Source organism: Ruegeria sp. CDSC085 (genome assembly GCF_059610465.1).
The window spans coordinates 1-13,259 of record NZ_JBXWNR010000017.1; the positions used below are offsets into that span (position 1 = coordinate 1).

A 13,259-nucleotide genomic window follows, 5' to 3' on the forward strand; every position below is an offset into this window, starting at 1 on the left:
GTGGCCCGTTCGTCTATCGGTTAGGACGCCAGGTTTTCAACCTGGAAAGAGGGGTTCGATTCCCCTACGGGCTACCATTTCCCCGCATCTTCAGCCTTTGCTTTCTGATCTGACAATTAGCCTTTTCTGACGCATGGTTGATGTCACGCAGCATCAGATCCACCTGCTTTCGCAACCTGTACGTCAATGCCCCAACGGTCAAAGGACTTGGCCATCGCCCCTTTCGGTGCCGCATCTGTCACAAGCGCGTGCACCTGACGCGGATCTGGCCCGACATAAGGGGCCATATTGCCAAATTTGAAATGCGCGGCAGCCATGACAACGTGATCCGCCTGACCAGCCACGACCATGGCAAGATCTGCCTCTGCCGGGCTGTGATACAGAAACCCCCTGCTGTCCGAGATCGCATCCGTGCTGAGGATCGCAAGATCAAACGCATATCGTTGCAATTGCCTCTGGGCGACGTGGCCGAACGTGCCCCTCTCATCACTTTGCAGCTCTCCGCCCAGCAGATGCACACGGTTTCCATTGATCCCTGCCAAGGTCTGCACAACACCGATAGAATTGCTTACAACCGTCAGGCGGTTGGCCCGGCGCAATTCCTCGGCGACAAAGGCGGTGGTCGAGCCGACATCCAGAAAAACCGTCATCTGATCCCGGGCCATTTTGGCCGTATGAGCCGCGATAAGACGTTTTTCGTCGGCATGTTGCGAAATTCGGCGAAAGAAACCGGGATCACCTTGCGCCCCGGCAAGGTAGGCACCGCCATGAACGCGCTCGATCGTGCCCGCCTTGGACAGGGACTTGATCGTACGTCGCACCGTTTCTTCGGACACACCCAGCACATTCACTAAATCAGAGTTTCGCGCTGCCCCGCCCAGACGCCGCAATGCGTCAAGCAATTCCAGTTCACGATGGGTGTTTGGGGCTTTTTTCTTCACTGTCAGCTCCGAATATTCGGTTTCGCATCATAAGGGCATGGATCGTCGCACACGACAAGCCGGTGACACGACTGTGCCGCGAGGTATTTCCAGCCTTCGGGGATCGCCGGAATGAACCGGTGTTATCTGTCTCAGACCCCAAGCTTTTCTCGGCACAGGTTTTCGATCTTATGCCAGGTGGATTTGTATTCGGGTGTGTTTTCTGCCGCATAGTGAAAGTTCTTCATCAACCCGGTCAGTTGCGTGAACACCTGCCGGGCCTCGGCCTTGTCGACATAGATTGCCGTGGATTGCGCCACATCGTGCACAAGCTTGAACGTCATTATTTGCCGTTCGAGTGGCACGGTCGCATCGACTTTGTCAAATGCGTCCTGCTGCAAGTAGACCATGTCAACGAACAAAGCTTTTTGTTGGGTTACAAAATCGTCAATCGTGACGCCCTCTTCCCCAGTGACCTGCATCATCTGATCGACCTGTTCACCTTTTTCGATCAACGTCAGAAGCTCACGTACTTTGCCCGTCCACCCCGGTTCGGCGTTCTTGTCGTACCAGCCGGACAATTGGTCAGTATACCGGGACCAGCTGAGCTTCGGGTCGACTGCCGGATAAAACCGCTTGTAAGCCCGTTCATATGACAACCCGAGGAAGCACTTGACCGTCGACAGGGTTGACTGGGTTACCGGCTCGTCAAAGTTGCCGCCAGCAGGCGAAACCGTACCGATCAGTGTCAGGCTGCCGCCGGTGGTCGGATCGGTCATCTTCGGGAATTCCTCGATGGTCTCTACCGCCTCACCCGCGCGCTCGCCGCAGGCCACAACGATCACGATATCCACTTTTGCGTTCCGTGCGATCAGGTTTTGCAGCACGGTTTTACCCGCTCCGAACGGCCCGGGAATACAGGCGGTGCCACCGCGTGCAATCGGAAAGAACGTGTCAATCAGTCGTTGCGAAGTCAGAACCGGTTCCGTCGGATACAACCGCTCGGACAGTGCGCGCTTCAGTACATTTTCTGGCAGTGGTCGCCGAACCAGCCATTTCTGCGAGAGTGTCAGCGTATGCTCACCACCGATTTCGTCTTCCAGACGGGCCACGATGTCATGGATCGTGGCCGCGCCTTTTTGCACCCAGACTACCTTGTACACGCCGGTCCAGTTGAACGACAGCATGATCTGGTGGCTGAGATGGCCTTCGGGTACTGTTCCAACGCTGTCCCCGGCAGTGACCGTGTCGCCCACCTTCACTGACGGCGTAAAGGACCATATCGTGCAGCAACCGAGCAGCGACATCGACCCAATGGGGTTTGGCCAAAACGGGATATGGACGCACGACAACGTCGATCCGGACCAGGTCGGGCATCTTGACACCCACCACGTTGACCTCCTTGACCTTGTAATCCCTGAGCTCGACCAGCCCCTCCAAATCAATGCCCTGTTGGGCCAGCATCGGTAGCTTTCTCCTACCTGCTGCGAAAGGACCTGCACTTCGTGCTCAAGCCGCTTGACTTCTTCCCGAGCCCTGACCCGTTCGGCCACCAACTGTTGCTGTTTCAGGTCCAAAGACGGCAGGAACCGCTCATAGCTTTTCAGCTGTGTTTGCTCGCGTGCAAGCGATGATTTATTCAGTTGCAACCGCGCCATTGGCATCCTTCGGGAAATACTTGTCGATCGATGCCTGCTTCATCAGCAACTGTTCCGGCGCAAAGCACTCTGCCAGTGTCTTCCAACCCAGATCCAGCGCCTCTTCCAGCGGGATCGAAACATTGATGTCCATGAACCGAGACCGGAACAGGCCGCCGAATTTCAACAACTGGTGATCGTAGTCCGACAGATCGAAGGCCATCGCCTGTCTTTGCACGGCATCGCGGCTTTCAGAATAGAAACGGATCATCGTGTTCATGATCTGCCCGTGATCTTCGCGGGTGGTCTTGCCGATCACGTTCTGTTTGAGGCGCGACAGGCTGCCAAACGGATCGATCACGCCGGAATGCAAATAGAACTGCCCTTCGGTGATATAGCCGGTGTTGTCAGGTACCGGGTGGGTTACATCATTTCCGGGCATAGTCGTGACGGTCAGAACCGTAACCGACCCGCCTTTTGCATAGTCACAGGCTTTTTCGTATCCGCGCGCAAGTTGGGAATACAGGTCCCCCATATAGCCGCGCTGAGAAGGCACCCTTTCCTGACTGATACCAACCTCTTTCATTGCATCAGCATAGGCGGCCATGTCTGTCAGCAAGACCAGCACGCGTTTGCCCTCTTCCACAGCAAACTTCTCGGCCACCGCCAGCGCCATGTCCGGCACCAGCAGACGTTCGACCAAAGGATCAATCGCCTGGTTGACGAACATGACGGTGCGCGAAAACACGCCCGCATCTTCGAACGAGGTGCGGAACGTGTGGTAGTCGTCAAAAATCAGTCCCAGCCCGCCAAAGACCACGATATCTGCGTCTGCCTGGATACCGATTCGGCTGAGGAAAGCATTGAATGGCTCGCCAGAAACCGAGAAAATCGGAATTTTCTGGCTCTCGACCAAAGTGTTGAACACATCGATCATCGGCACATCTGTCCGAATCATTTTATTCGGAACCGCTCGATCCGCCGGGTTGACGGTCGGTCCGCCAATATCGATATGCGGCTCCGCAGACAGGTCGGGGCCTCCATCAATGGCAACACCGGCGCCATCAAAGACCCGCCCCAGAATGTTGGCCGAATAAGGTGTCTGCATCGGATGACCGAGAAAGGTTGCCGTTGCTTCGGTCGATATTCCCTTGGTACCCGAAAACACCTGCAACGTGACGACATCCCGGTCGATGAAGATCGTCTGGGCCAGTGATTTTCGGCCATTTACCGTCTCGATCACAGCAAGGTCGTTGAACCGAACAGCCGGTTCACGAGTGTCCTCGATTGGCACACGAACCTTGATTGTGTCCCCGACAATTTCCAGAACACGCGTGTACTTCAACAGACTTCGGGACATTGCCTGCCCTCACTGTTCCAAGTCGTTTTCCGCAATTCGGGCTGCACGGTTCAGCGGTAATTTTTGTATAAACAATAACAGCTTACAGCGAATTCACAAATTGGCAAATGAGTTCAGCCCCCCTCTTTCGGGATGTCTGAACGTCAATTACTAAATTTTTAGTTTGACACGTACGCAAGAAATCGCTGATGCTGTCCGGCATCCGGTTTCTGCCGGAGAACCATAATTTTTGGGAGGAGACAGATGCGGAGACATCTACTTTCCGCAGTGGCGGCGGCTGCCGTCATTGCGGGGCACGGTCCTGTTTGGGCCGACGAAGCCGCAGCACAACGCTGGATCGACGACGAATTCCAGCCATCGACCTTGTCGAAAGACGAACAGATGGGTGAAATGCAGTGGTTCATCGAGGCTGCACAGCCTTACGCTGGCATGGAAATCAACGTCCTGTCCGAAGGCATTCCGACCCACTCTTACGAATCCGAGGTCCTGACCAAGGCATTCGAGGAAATCACCGGAATCAAGGTCAATCACCAAATCCTCGGCGAAGGCGAAGTGGTTCAGGCTGTTCAGACCCAGCTTCAGACAGGTCGGAACCTGTATGACGGCTATGTCAATGACAGTGACCTGATCGGCACGCACTCGCGTCTGCAACTGGCTTATCCGCTAACCGACATGATGGGTGGTGACTGGGCGGCGACGACTTCGCCGACACTGGATCTGGATGACTTCATGGGCATTCAGTTCACCACTGGTCCGGACGGAAAGCTGTATCAGCTGCCCGATCAGCAGTTTGCGAACCTTTATTGGTTCCGTAAGGACTGGTTCGATGATGAGGCGAACAAAGCCGCGTTCAAAGAGAAGTACGGCTATGATCTGGGTGTCCCGGTCAACTGGTCAGCCTATGAGGATATCGCCGAGTTCTTCACCAACGATGTGAAAGAAGTCGATGGCACCACGATCTATGGTCACATGGATTACGGCAAACGTGCGCCTGACCTTGGCTGGCGTATGACTGATGCGTGGCTGTCGATGGCCGGTGCCGGTGATGTAGGCGAACCCAATGGTATCCCTGTCGACGAATGGGGCATCCGCATGGAAGCTGGCACCTGTAACCCTGTTGGCGCTTCGGTGTCACGCGGCGGTGCTGCAAACGGTCCGGCTGCGGTCTATGCGATCCGCAAATGGGATGAATGGCTGCGGGCCTATGCGCCTCCGGGTGCTGCGTCTTATGACTTCTATCAGTCGCTGCCCGCGCTCAGCCAAGGCAACGTGGCCCAGCAGATCTTCTGGTACACCGCCTTTACCGCCGACATGGTGAAGCCGAAGTCTGAAGGCAACAACACTGTGGATGACGAAGGCACACCGCTGTGGCGGATGGCGCCCAGCCCGCACGGCCCCTATTGGGAAGAAGGCCAGAAGGTTGGGTATCAGGACGTGGGCTCCTGGACCTTCCTGAAATCGACCCCTGCGGATCGTGCTCAGGCGGCGTGGCTATACGCTCAGTTCGTGACGTCCAAAACTGTTGATGTGAAGAAGTCCCATGTGGGTCTGACCTTCATCCGTGACAGCTCGGTCAATCACGAATCGTTCACCGAACGCGCACCCAAGCTGGGTGGTCTGGTCGAGTTCTACCGCTCGCCTGACCGTGTGGCATGGTCGCCGACCGGCATCAACGTGCCGGATTATCCGAAGCTGGCCCAGATCTGGTGGCAGCAGATCGGTGACGTGAACTCGGGTGCCTTCACCCCGCAAGAGGCGATGGATCGTCTGGCCGAAGAGATGGACATCACCATGGCCCGCATGCAGGCCGCGGATGAAAGTGCCGGTGTCTACGGTGGCTGTGGCCCGCGCCTGAACGAGCCGCAGGATGCGTCCTTCTGGCTGGAGAAGCCGGGCTCGCCCAAGGCCAAGCTTGAGAACGAAAAGCCGCAAGGCCAGACCGTCAACTATGACGAACTGGTTCAGCGCTGGCAGTCTCAGTAAGCTGTTGAAACCGGGGGTGCCGTTTGCGGCATCCCCACATCAAGACCAAGACAGCGCGACGCGCTGCGGGATCGGAACCCACAGACATGATCGAACTTCAAGACGCGACCAAACGGGTCGGCAACGTCAACCATATCAAACCCACGTCACTGACCTTGCAAACCGGCCATTTCAATGTGCTGCTGGGTGCCACCGGGTCAGGCAAGACCTCTCTTATCAAGATGATGGCCGGTCTGGATCCGATAGCCTCGGGCAAGGTCATTATGGATGGCCAGGACGTCACGCGGCTGAACACGCAAAAGCGACAAATCAGCCTCGTGCACCAGTTCTTCGTGAACTACCCGCATATGACCGTATTCGACAACATCGCCTCTCCTCTGCGTGTAGCAGGCATGGCGCAGTCCGAAATCCAGGGCCGCGTTGAAGAGGCTGCGGACCTGCTGCAATTACGCCCCATGCTGCACCGTCGGCCACACGAGCTGTCGGGCGGGCAACAGCAACGGACCGCACTGGCGCGTGCCATCGCGAAGGAAAGCCGCGCCGTGTTCCTCGACGAACCGCTGGCCAACCTTGATTACAAACTGCGTGAAGAACTGCGCGAGCAGCTTCCCGACCTGTTCGCTGGTCGCGGGGCTGTTGTGGTCTACGCCACCTCGGAACCCGAAGAGGCCCTTTTGCTGGGCGGCTACACCGCCCTCATGGAAGATGGCCGTGTGACCCAATTCGGTCCGACTGCCGACATTTACCGAAACCCTGAAAACATTGCCGCCGCACGTGTGTTCTCGGACCCGCCGATCAACGTTGCCCAAGTAACAGTATCAGGCGCTCAAGCGCAGTTGGCTGGCGGCGGCGGCTGGTCCGTCACGGATTTGGTGGATGGAGAGTACATGGTCGCCGTGCGCCCTCACCGCGTGACGCCATTCCGAACATCTGACACGGATGTCGAGCTGACGGGCCGCGTTATCGTAACCGAACTCTCAGGTTCGGATTCCAGCGCGCATTTCCAGCATGGGGATGACGCCTGGGTATCATTGGCTGCTGGCGTTCACCCCTATCAGGTGGGTGAAGATCACAGTTTCTACATGAACCCGGCCCATTGCCGGTATTTCGGCCAAGACGGCAAAAGGGTGGCCTGACATGGCACAGATCAAGCTTTCAAACCTTCGACATAGCTACATGCCCGCGCCAAAAGGGCCAGAGGACTATGCGCTGAAGGAAATCGACGTGACATGGCGTGATGGTGGGGCGTATGCACTGCTGGGGCCGTCAGGTTGCGGCAAGTCCACACTCCTCAACATCATCTCCGGCCTGCTGACCCCGTCCGAGGGGCGTATCCTGTTCGATGATCAGGATGTAACGGCCCTACCCCCGGATCAGCGCAACATCGCGCAAGTGTTTCAGTTCCCGGTGATCTACGACACCATGACCGTCGGCGAAAACCTGGCTTTTCCGCTGAAGAACAGAGGCGTTGATGCCGCTACGGTCAAGCGCCGTGTCAATGAAATTGCTGAGATGCTGGATGTCACGGATATGTTGGGCACCAAGGCCTCGGGCCTGAGCCCGGACAACAAGCAGAAAATCTCGATGGGCCGTGGCCTTGTTCGTGATGACGTGAACGCTGTGATGTTCGATGAGCCGCTGACCGTGATCGACCCCCATCTGAAATGGAAGCTGCGGTCCAAGCTGAAAGAACTGCATCAGCGCGTGCAAGCCACCATGATCTACGTGACCCATGACCAGACCGAGGCGTTGACCTTCGCCGATGAGGTTGTCGTTATGCAGGACGGTGAAGTGGTTCAAATCGGCACGCCGGTCGAACTGTTCGAGCGTCCTCAGCACACTTTTGTCGGCCACTTCATCGGCTCGCCCGGTATGAACGTTCTTCCGTGTGAGGCCAAAGGCGACCGCGCCATCTTTGAAGGGCACGAAATCATGCTGGAAGGCCCCGCGCATGGTGACGGAGGCCACACTGATCTGGGTATTCGCCCGGAATATGTGGGCTTCGGCGAGACCGGCATCCCCGCGCATGTGACCAAAGTATCGGACATCGGTCGCCATTTTGTGGTTAGCGCGATGGTCGGAAACACCGCCCTCAAGGCTGTAACCGAACACAGCGTGCCCGAGCCGGGCTCGCAGGTCTTCCTGCAATTCAAACCCGAACAATCCCGCGTCTATCGGGACGGCTGGATCGCAACCGAGGAGCGGGCGCAATGAGAACAGAAAACCAAAAGGCGTGGTTCTTCGTCCTTCCGGTCCTGGCGCTGGTCGCGTTCAACGCGCTGGTGCCGATGATGACTGTGGTCAACTATTCGGTGCAGGAAACCTTTGGCAACAACCAGTTCTTCTGGGAAGGGCTCGGCTGGTTTGAACAAATCCTGAGATCAGACCGTTTCCAGGCCGCTTTGGGACGGCAGTTCCTGTTTACCTTCATGATCCTGATCATCGAGGTACCCTTAGGCATCATCGTCGCGCTATCCATGCCGCGTAAAGGCTTTTGGGTGCCGGTCTGTCTGGTTCTGATGGCTCTGCCGATGCTGATACCGTGGAATGTGGTGGGCTCGATGTGGAACATCTTTACCCTGCCCAAGATCGGCCTGCTTGGATACTTCCTAAATGACGTTTTGGGCATCAACTATGACATGACCCAACAGCCTCTGTCGGCCTGGATTACGGTCATTGTGATGGATGTCTGGCATTGGACCTCACTGGTGGTGCTGCTTTGTTACGCGGGCCTCGTGTCGATCCCTGACGCTTATTATCAGGCGGCCAAGATCGACGGTGCCAGCCCTTGGTCGGTGTTCCGCTACATCCAACTGCCCAAGATGAAGACAGTTCTGACCATCGCAATTCTTTTGCGGTTCATGGACAGTTTCAACATCTATACCGAGCCTTTCGTACTGACCGGCGGTGGCCCCGGCAACTCGACCACCCTACTGTCGATCGACCTGGTGAAGATCGCGTTGGGACAGTTCGACCTTGGCCCGGCGGCGGCGATGAGTCTGATCTATTTCGCCATCACATTGCTTGTGTCGTGGCTCTTCTACACTCTGATGACAAAGGATGACGCAGAATGAAAAAGCGTTCCCTCATCCCGATCCTGTACATCGCGTTCCTGATGCTGCCGATCTATTGGCTGGTGGCGATGTCCTTCAAGACCACGAACGAGATTCTGTCGGGCTTTTCCCTGTTCCCCCAGACATTTACGCTGGAAAATTACATCACAATCTTCACTGATCCGACCTGGTACTGGGGCTACATCAACTCGATCGCTTATGTGACTCTGAACACGGTACTTTCGGTTTGTGTCGCACTGCCTGCTGCCTATGCTTTCTCTCGCTACAGGTTCCTAGGTGACAAACAGCTGTTTTTCTGGCTGCTGACCAACCGGATGGCTCCGGCTGCGGTATTTGCGCTGCCATTCTTTCAGCTCTACTCTTCCATCGGTCTGTTCGACACGTATCTGGCCGTGGCTCTGGCACACACGCTGTTCAATGTGCCGCTGGCGGTTTGGATTTTGGAAGGCTTTATGCGCGGCATTCCAAAGGAACTGGACGAAACAGCCTATGTCGATGGCTATTCCTTCCCGCGCTTCTTCGTGACGATCTTCCTGCCGAATATCAAAGCTGGCGTCGGCGTCGCGGCCTTTTTCTGCTTCATGTTCTCGTGGGTGGAAATGCTGTTGGCCAAGACATTGACCGCGGTCGAGGCCAAGCCCATCGCCGCCGTGATGACCCGCACCGCATCCAGCGCGGGGTACGAATTGGGCCTGCTTGCCGCCGCCGGCACCCTGACCATCATCCCCGGCGCCATCGTCATCTGGTTTGTCCGCAACTACATCGCGCGTGGTTTCGCGATGGGACGTGTGTGAGGTTCGATATGCGTAAACTTCTTCTCACCCTCTTTTTCCTGCCTTCCACCACTTTTGCCCAGCAGGCCGGATGGGGCAGCGTCGGCCAGCCAGAGGAAAAGGGCTTTTCCTGGACTGCCCCACTGTGGCCCGATTTCTGGATGGCCTGGACCCCGGCGACACTGGCCGTGTTCGTAGGAATCTTTTCGGCCATCGCTGTGATTGGCGTTCTTGAGGGCTTCAAGTATCGCGATGGTATAGAACGGCGCGGTGTACTGGGGCTGACGACCACATTGGGCGACCGGCTGTTCATCACCCTTCTGGGGTCCGCCTATATCTTTCTCGCCTGGCTGGGGCTTGTCGGACAGCCGGTCTGGATACCTCTTTTCCTGTCTATCGGTTGGGGCGTTTTTGTGTTCTGGAAAGTTTAGACTTTGAGAAATCGCGAAAGGATGCTTGTCTGTCAGGCATACTAAACATGACTACACCGAGATCGATGCGAAAGAAAAAGACAACAAATCTGCTGACCGAGGTTGAACTGGAGTTCATGAACGAACTCTGGGCCCTCGGGCAAGGCTCGGTGCGAGATGTCCTGGACCGCCTGCCTTTGGAACGCAATCTAGCCTACACATCCGGGGCCACGATCCTTCGTATTCTGGACGAAAAGGGTTTTGTGGAAAGCCACAAGACAGGAAAGACCCTGATCTATACGCCGCTTCTGGAAAAGGACAGATATCAGGCCCGTTCGCTGCAAAACCTGTCCCGCACACTGTTCGACGACACCCCCGCCACATTGGTGGCACGGCTTGTCGATGATGCGGGGCTGAGCGAAGCTGATCTTGAGGAAATTCGAGCGCTGGTAGAGAGGAGACTGCAAAATGACAGCGGTTAGACCGGTTCTCGACGCATTCATTGAGCTCAACATCGTGCTGGCCTTGTCGGCCGTCATCTGGCTGGTGGCACGCGCAGCCCTGAACCGAACAGCCCTGCGCCATAGCTTTGTCGCGCAATTGCGTGCACTCAAGGCGCTGTGCGTTTGCGTACTTATCAGCCCCTTTCTTGCGATCGGTGTTTCATCATTCGCCTCTTATGCATGGCCGGGCAGCGCCATGGCGCTCGGCGACATCGCCGTTGCCGCCTATCTGCGCGGCGACATCGCCATGCCTGCCACCCAGTTCGAGGCCCTGCTGAACACCCGTGAAAGGTGGGTGGATCTTGCGTTGTCAGGGCAGCAGCCGATTATCACCGCATTCGCGACACTGCTCGTTTTGGTCGCCGCCGTGTTTGCGGCTCGCGCCCTGCGGGACGCGATGATGATCCGTCAGACAGTCAAATCCAGCTTTCTTTGGCGGCAGTCAAACAAGGTTGATATCCATCTTTCGGATCGCATCACCGTACCTTTCGCGGTGCGCGGATTGCGCCGTCGCCATGTAGTTCTGCCAAGCCACCTGCTGGATAACCCGCACGAGCTGCGTTTTGCGTTGGCGCACGAACTTCAGCATGTTCGGGCGGGCGATGTCGAATGGGAACTGGGCTTTGAAATGCTGCGCCCGCTGTTGTTCTGGAACCCTGCCTATCTGATGCTCAAGTATCAGTTCGGCCGTTTACGTGAACTGGCATGCGACCAGTCAGTGGTGGCTCGCAAACGGATCGATGCGCGCGAGTATACCGCGTGCCTGCTGGATTATTGCGCACGTACGATCTCGGTTAACAATCCACGCGTTTTGAACGTTGCCTTTGTGACTGGCGGCAAGGCCAAGCGTGTGCTGCGACAGCGTGTGCTTGCGCTGACTGATGCGCAACCGACGGTGCCCACCCTCCCCGCTCTGTTCCTGGGGATGGCATTGACCTTCGCCACCCTTCTTGCACTGGGGTCTGCGTCGCTACAGCAAACACAGGATTGGAGCCATGATCGCCTGATGCTGTCGACCGTGGTCAATCTGGAACGGCTGGAAGCGCGCAATCAGGGGAACTGATCCGACCTGATCACCATCCACGACGCCCGAACAGTGAATGGAGTCGACCTTGATCGGAAAAAGGCTCCAGCGCTTGTGAGCGCTCCAACCGTGCCACAACCCGCGCGACCAGAACCCATCCTACACCTGCAAAGATGACGCCTCCGAAGGCCTGACCCAGCAGAACGCCGGAAGCTCCGGCGATCTGTGAACCAATCGTTGCGAAAACCCATGTTCCAATTGTGTGGCGACCCCAGTTTATCCATGTGGAATACACCGGGTGCCCCAAGTTGTTGAAGCTGGCATTTGTCACGAAGATCACGCCGTTGAAGACCGAAGCCAATGCCAGCGGGCCACAGAACAGATAAATCAGACTTCGGGTTTCGCCTTCGGCGGCGAACAAATCCGCAATCGGTGCGCGCAGCAAAAACAAGATAGCCGACATGCAAAGTACATAAATGGCCGTAAACTTGATCCCAGCCAAAAAGGCAGCGCGCACACGATCGAACTTTTCGGCCCCGAAATTCTGTCCGATGATCGGCCCTATCGCGCCAGACAGCGCGAAGATGACTGAAAACGCCACTGGCAACAGACGTCCAATCACAGCCATGCCCGCAACCGCATCCGTGCCATATTGCGCGATCTCCCGCACCACGATGGCATTCCCGATCGGCGTGGCGACATTCGTCAGAACAGCGGGAATTGCAATTGCCCGCACGGGGCGCAAATCCTGAGTTACCTGCTTCAGTGAAGGACGCGCAAATCCCCGATGCACCCGGAGCGCGGGCCACAACGCCGCTCCCAACATGCAAAGCCGCGCCAGGACCGAGGCAATCGCGGCCCCGTCCAGCCCCAACCCGACAGCAAAGATCAAAATCGGATCCAGAACAGCATTCACCACACCGCCATAAATCGTTGCCATCATCGACCGTCGCGCATCGCCGTGGGCGCGCAGCACCGCCATTGCCGCCATCGCAATCGACATCACGCACATGGTGGGAAGGATGATCGACACATACCGCGTCGCCAGCCTCAGAACCTCACCTTCTGCGCCGAGCAACGACAGCAGGTAACTGAGATTCAACAATACCAGTACGGATGTCATCAGCCCGGCAATCAGCCCGATAACAGCCACACTGGACGCGTAATGTCTTGCCTGTTCAGCCCGCCCGGCCCCAAGTTCGCGCGCGACCAGCGCCCCGGCCGAAATCGACAATCCGATATTGATCGCGTTGGTGAAAAACAGCAGCGTACCGGCATAGCCCACCGCCGCCGCAAGGGCGTCTTTGCCCAACATCGAGATGAAGATCATATCGACAAAGTCGACGGCAAAAATGGCCATCAGGCCAATGCTGGTGGTCAGCGACATGCGGGTCACGTGCAGCATGAGGCTGCCGCTCAGAAACACCGCTTTGCCTGCCGATCGATCCGCCAAAACTCTGTTCGCCCCACCTGTTCGACCCGGACGGGCCTCTGATGTCTTTGCGCTCGGCCAGGGAAAACCCCGGCCAACGCTGAAGCAAACTCACGCGTTTCCGGGGCATTGTACACAGGTTA

The 13,259-nt window shown here is 56.9% G+C and carries 12 protein-coding genes and 1 tRNA gene; 9 read left to right on the plus strand and 4 right to left on the minus strand.

The window, feature by feature from the left end; translation table 11 throughout:
- Window positions 1-2 precede the first annotated feature (2 nt).
- A tRNA-Glu gene (locus AC2FJB_RS18565) sits at window positions 3-77 on the plus strand.
- A gap of 66 nt (window positions 78-143) precedes the next feature.
- Here AC2FJB_RS18565 and AC2FJB_RS18570 read toward each other — a convergent pair.
- The 3 genes from AC2FJB_RS18570 to AC2FJB_RS18580 form a co-directional block, all read right to left on the minus strand.
- Window positions 144-941: a DeoR/GlpR family DNA-binding transcription regulator gene (locus tag AC2FJB_RS18570; RefSeq protein WP_496720078.1), complete on the minus strand. Its 798-nt coding sequence runs from the start codon at window positions 939-941 to the stop codon at window positions 144-146.
- 131 nt (window positions 942-1,072) lie between these two features.
- Entirely contained in the window at window positions 1,073-2,227 is a 1,155-nt protein-coding gene (locus tag AC2FJB_RS18575) for an ATP synthase beta subunit C-terminal domain-containing protein (protein ID WP_496720076.1), read from the minus strand.
- A gap of 328 nt (window positions 2,228-2,555) precedes the next feature.
- On the minus strand, window positions 2,556-3,917 hold the full coding sequence (locus AC2FJB_RS18580) for a V-type ATP synthase subunit B (protein ID WP_496720074.1): 1,362 nt from the start codon (window positions 3,915-3,917) through the stop codon (window positions 2,556-2,558).
- 243 nt (window positions 3,918-4,160) lie between these two features.
- On the opposite strand from AC2FJB_RS18580, the gene AC2FJB_RS18585 reads away from it, so the two are divergent.
- From AC2FJB_RS18585 to AC2FJB_RS18620, 8 genes are all read left to right on the plus strand, one after another.
- The gene (locus AC2FJB_RS18585) at window positions 4,161-5,900 is read left to right on the plus strand and encodes an ABC transporter substrate-binding protein (protein WP_496720072.1); all 1,740 of its coding nucleotides are present in this window, start codon (window positions 4,161-4,163) and stop codon (window positions 5,898-5,900) included.
- An 86-nt stretch (window positions 5,901-5,986) separates the two neighbouring features.
- On the plus strand, window positions 5,987-7,036 hold the full coding sequence (locus AC2FJB_RS18590) for an ABC transporter ATP-binding protein (protein WP_496674870.1): 1,050 nt from the start codon (window positions 5,987-5,989) through the stop codon (window positions 7,034-7,036).
- Between the two features lies 1 nt (window position 7,037).
- Window positions 7,038-8,114 (plus strand): ABC transporter ATP-binding protein, encoded by a 1,077-nt coding sequence (locus AC2FJB_RS18595; protein ID WP_299895873.1) that lies wholly within the window; start codon window positions 7,038-7,040, stop codon window positions 8,112-8,114.
- Window positions 8,111-8,974, plus strand: a complete 864-nt coding sequence (locus AC2FJB_RS18600; RefSeq protein ID WP_117869440.1) for a carbohydrate ABC transporter permease — start codon at window positions 8,111-8,113, stop codon at window positions 8,972-8,974. The genes AC2FJB_RS18595 and AC2FJB_RS18600 overlap by 4 nt, the downstream gene beginning before the upstream one ends.
- Window positions 8,971-9,768 carry a carbohydrate ABC transporter permease gene (locus AC2FJB_RS18605; protein WP_117869441.1) on the plus strand — a complete coding sequence of 266 codons (798 nt, stop codon included), beginning with the start codon at window positions 8,971-8,973 and terminating at the stop codon, window positions 9,766-9,768. Before AC2FJB_RS18600 ends, AC2FJB_RS18605 begins: the two co-directional genes overlap by 4 nt.
- Window positions 9,769-9,776: 8 nt before the next feature.
- Entirely contained in the window at window positions 9,777-10,178 is a 402-nt protein-coding gene (locus AC2FJB_RS18610; RefSeq protein WP_299636723.1) for a DUF2160 domain-containing protein, read from the plus strand.
- A gap of 65 nt (window positions 10,179-10,243) precedes the next feature.
- Window positions 10,244-10,639, plus strand: a complete 396-nt coding sequence (locus tag AC2FJB_RS18615; protein WP_117869443.1) for a BlaI/MecI/CopY family transcriptional regulator — start codon at window positions 10,244-10,246, stop codon at window positions 10,637-10,639.
- On the plus strand, window positions 10,626-11,723 hold the full coding sequence (locus AC2FJB_RS18620; protein WP_299636725.1) for a M56 family metallopeptidase: 1,098 nt from the start codon (window positions 10,626-10,628) through the stop codon (window positions 11,721-11,723). Before AC2FJB_RS18615 ends, AC2FJB_RS18620 begins: the two co-directional genes overlap by 14 nt.
- Before the next feature lie 10 nt (window positions 11,724-11,733).
- Here AC2FJB_RS18620 and AC2FJB_RS18625 read toward each other — a convergent pair whose 3' ends face one another.
- Window positions 11,734-13,089, minus strand: a complete 1,356-nt coding sequence (locus tag AC2FJB_RS18625) for an MATE family efflux transporter (RefSeq protein ID WP_496720069.1) — start codon at window positions 13,087-13,089, stop codon at window positions 11,734-11,736.
- Window positions 13,090-13,259: the final 170 nt, after the last annotated feature.

Excerpts from the sequence above, each read along its gene's own strand:
- AC2FJB_RS18615 (WP_117869443.1), top strand. The coding sequence starts at position 10,244 with ATGCGAAAGAAAAAGACAACAAATCTGCTGACCGAGGTTGAACTGGAG.
- AC2FJB_RS18575 (WP_496720076.1), bottom strand. The coding sequence starts at position 2,227 with ATGTCGCTGCTCGGTTGCTGCACGATATGGTCCTTTACGCCGTCAGTG.
- AC2FJB_RS18605 (WP_117869441.1), top strand. The coding sequence starts at position 8,971 with ATGAAAAAGCGTTCCCTCATCCCGATCCTGTACATCGCGTTCCTGATG.
- AC2FJB_RS18585 (WP_496720072.1), top strand. The coding sequence starts at position 4,161 with ATGCGGAGACATCTACTTTCCGCAGTGGCGGCGGCTGCCGTCATTGCG.
- AC2FJB_RS18580 (WP_496720074.1), bottom strand. The coding sequence starts at position 3,917 with ATGTCCCGAAGTCTGTTGAAGTACACGCGTGTTCTGGAAATTGTCGGG.
- AC2FJB_RS18610 (WP_299636723.1), top strand. The coding sequence starts at position 9,777 with ATGCGTAAACTTCTTCTCACCCTCTTTTTCCTGCCTTCCACCACTTTT.
- AC2FJB_RS18595 (WP_299895873.1), top strand. The coding sequence starts at position 7,038 with ATGGCACAGATCAAGCTTTCAAACCTTCGACATAGCTACATGCCCGCG.
- AC2FJB_RS18600 (WP_117869440.1), top strand. The coding sequence starts at position 8,111 with ATGAGAACAGAAAACCAAAAGGCGTGGTTCTTCGTCCTTCCGGTCCTG.
- AC2FJB_RS18620 (WP_299636725.1), top strand. The coding sequence starts at position 10,626 with ATGACAGCGGTTAGACCGGTTCTCGACGCATTCATTGAGCTCAACATC.
- AC2FJB_RS18590 (WP_496674870.1), top strand. The coding sequence starts at position 5,987 with ATGATCGAACTTCAAGACGCGACCAAACGGGTCGGCAACGTCAACCAT.
- AC2FJB_RS18625 (WP_496720069.1), bottom strand. The coding sequence starts at position 13,089 with ATGCTGCACGTGACCCGCATGTCGCTGACCACCAGCATTGGCCTGATG.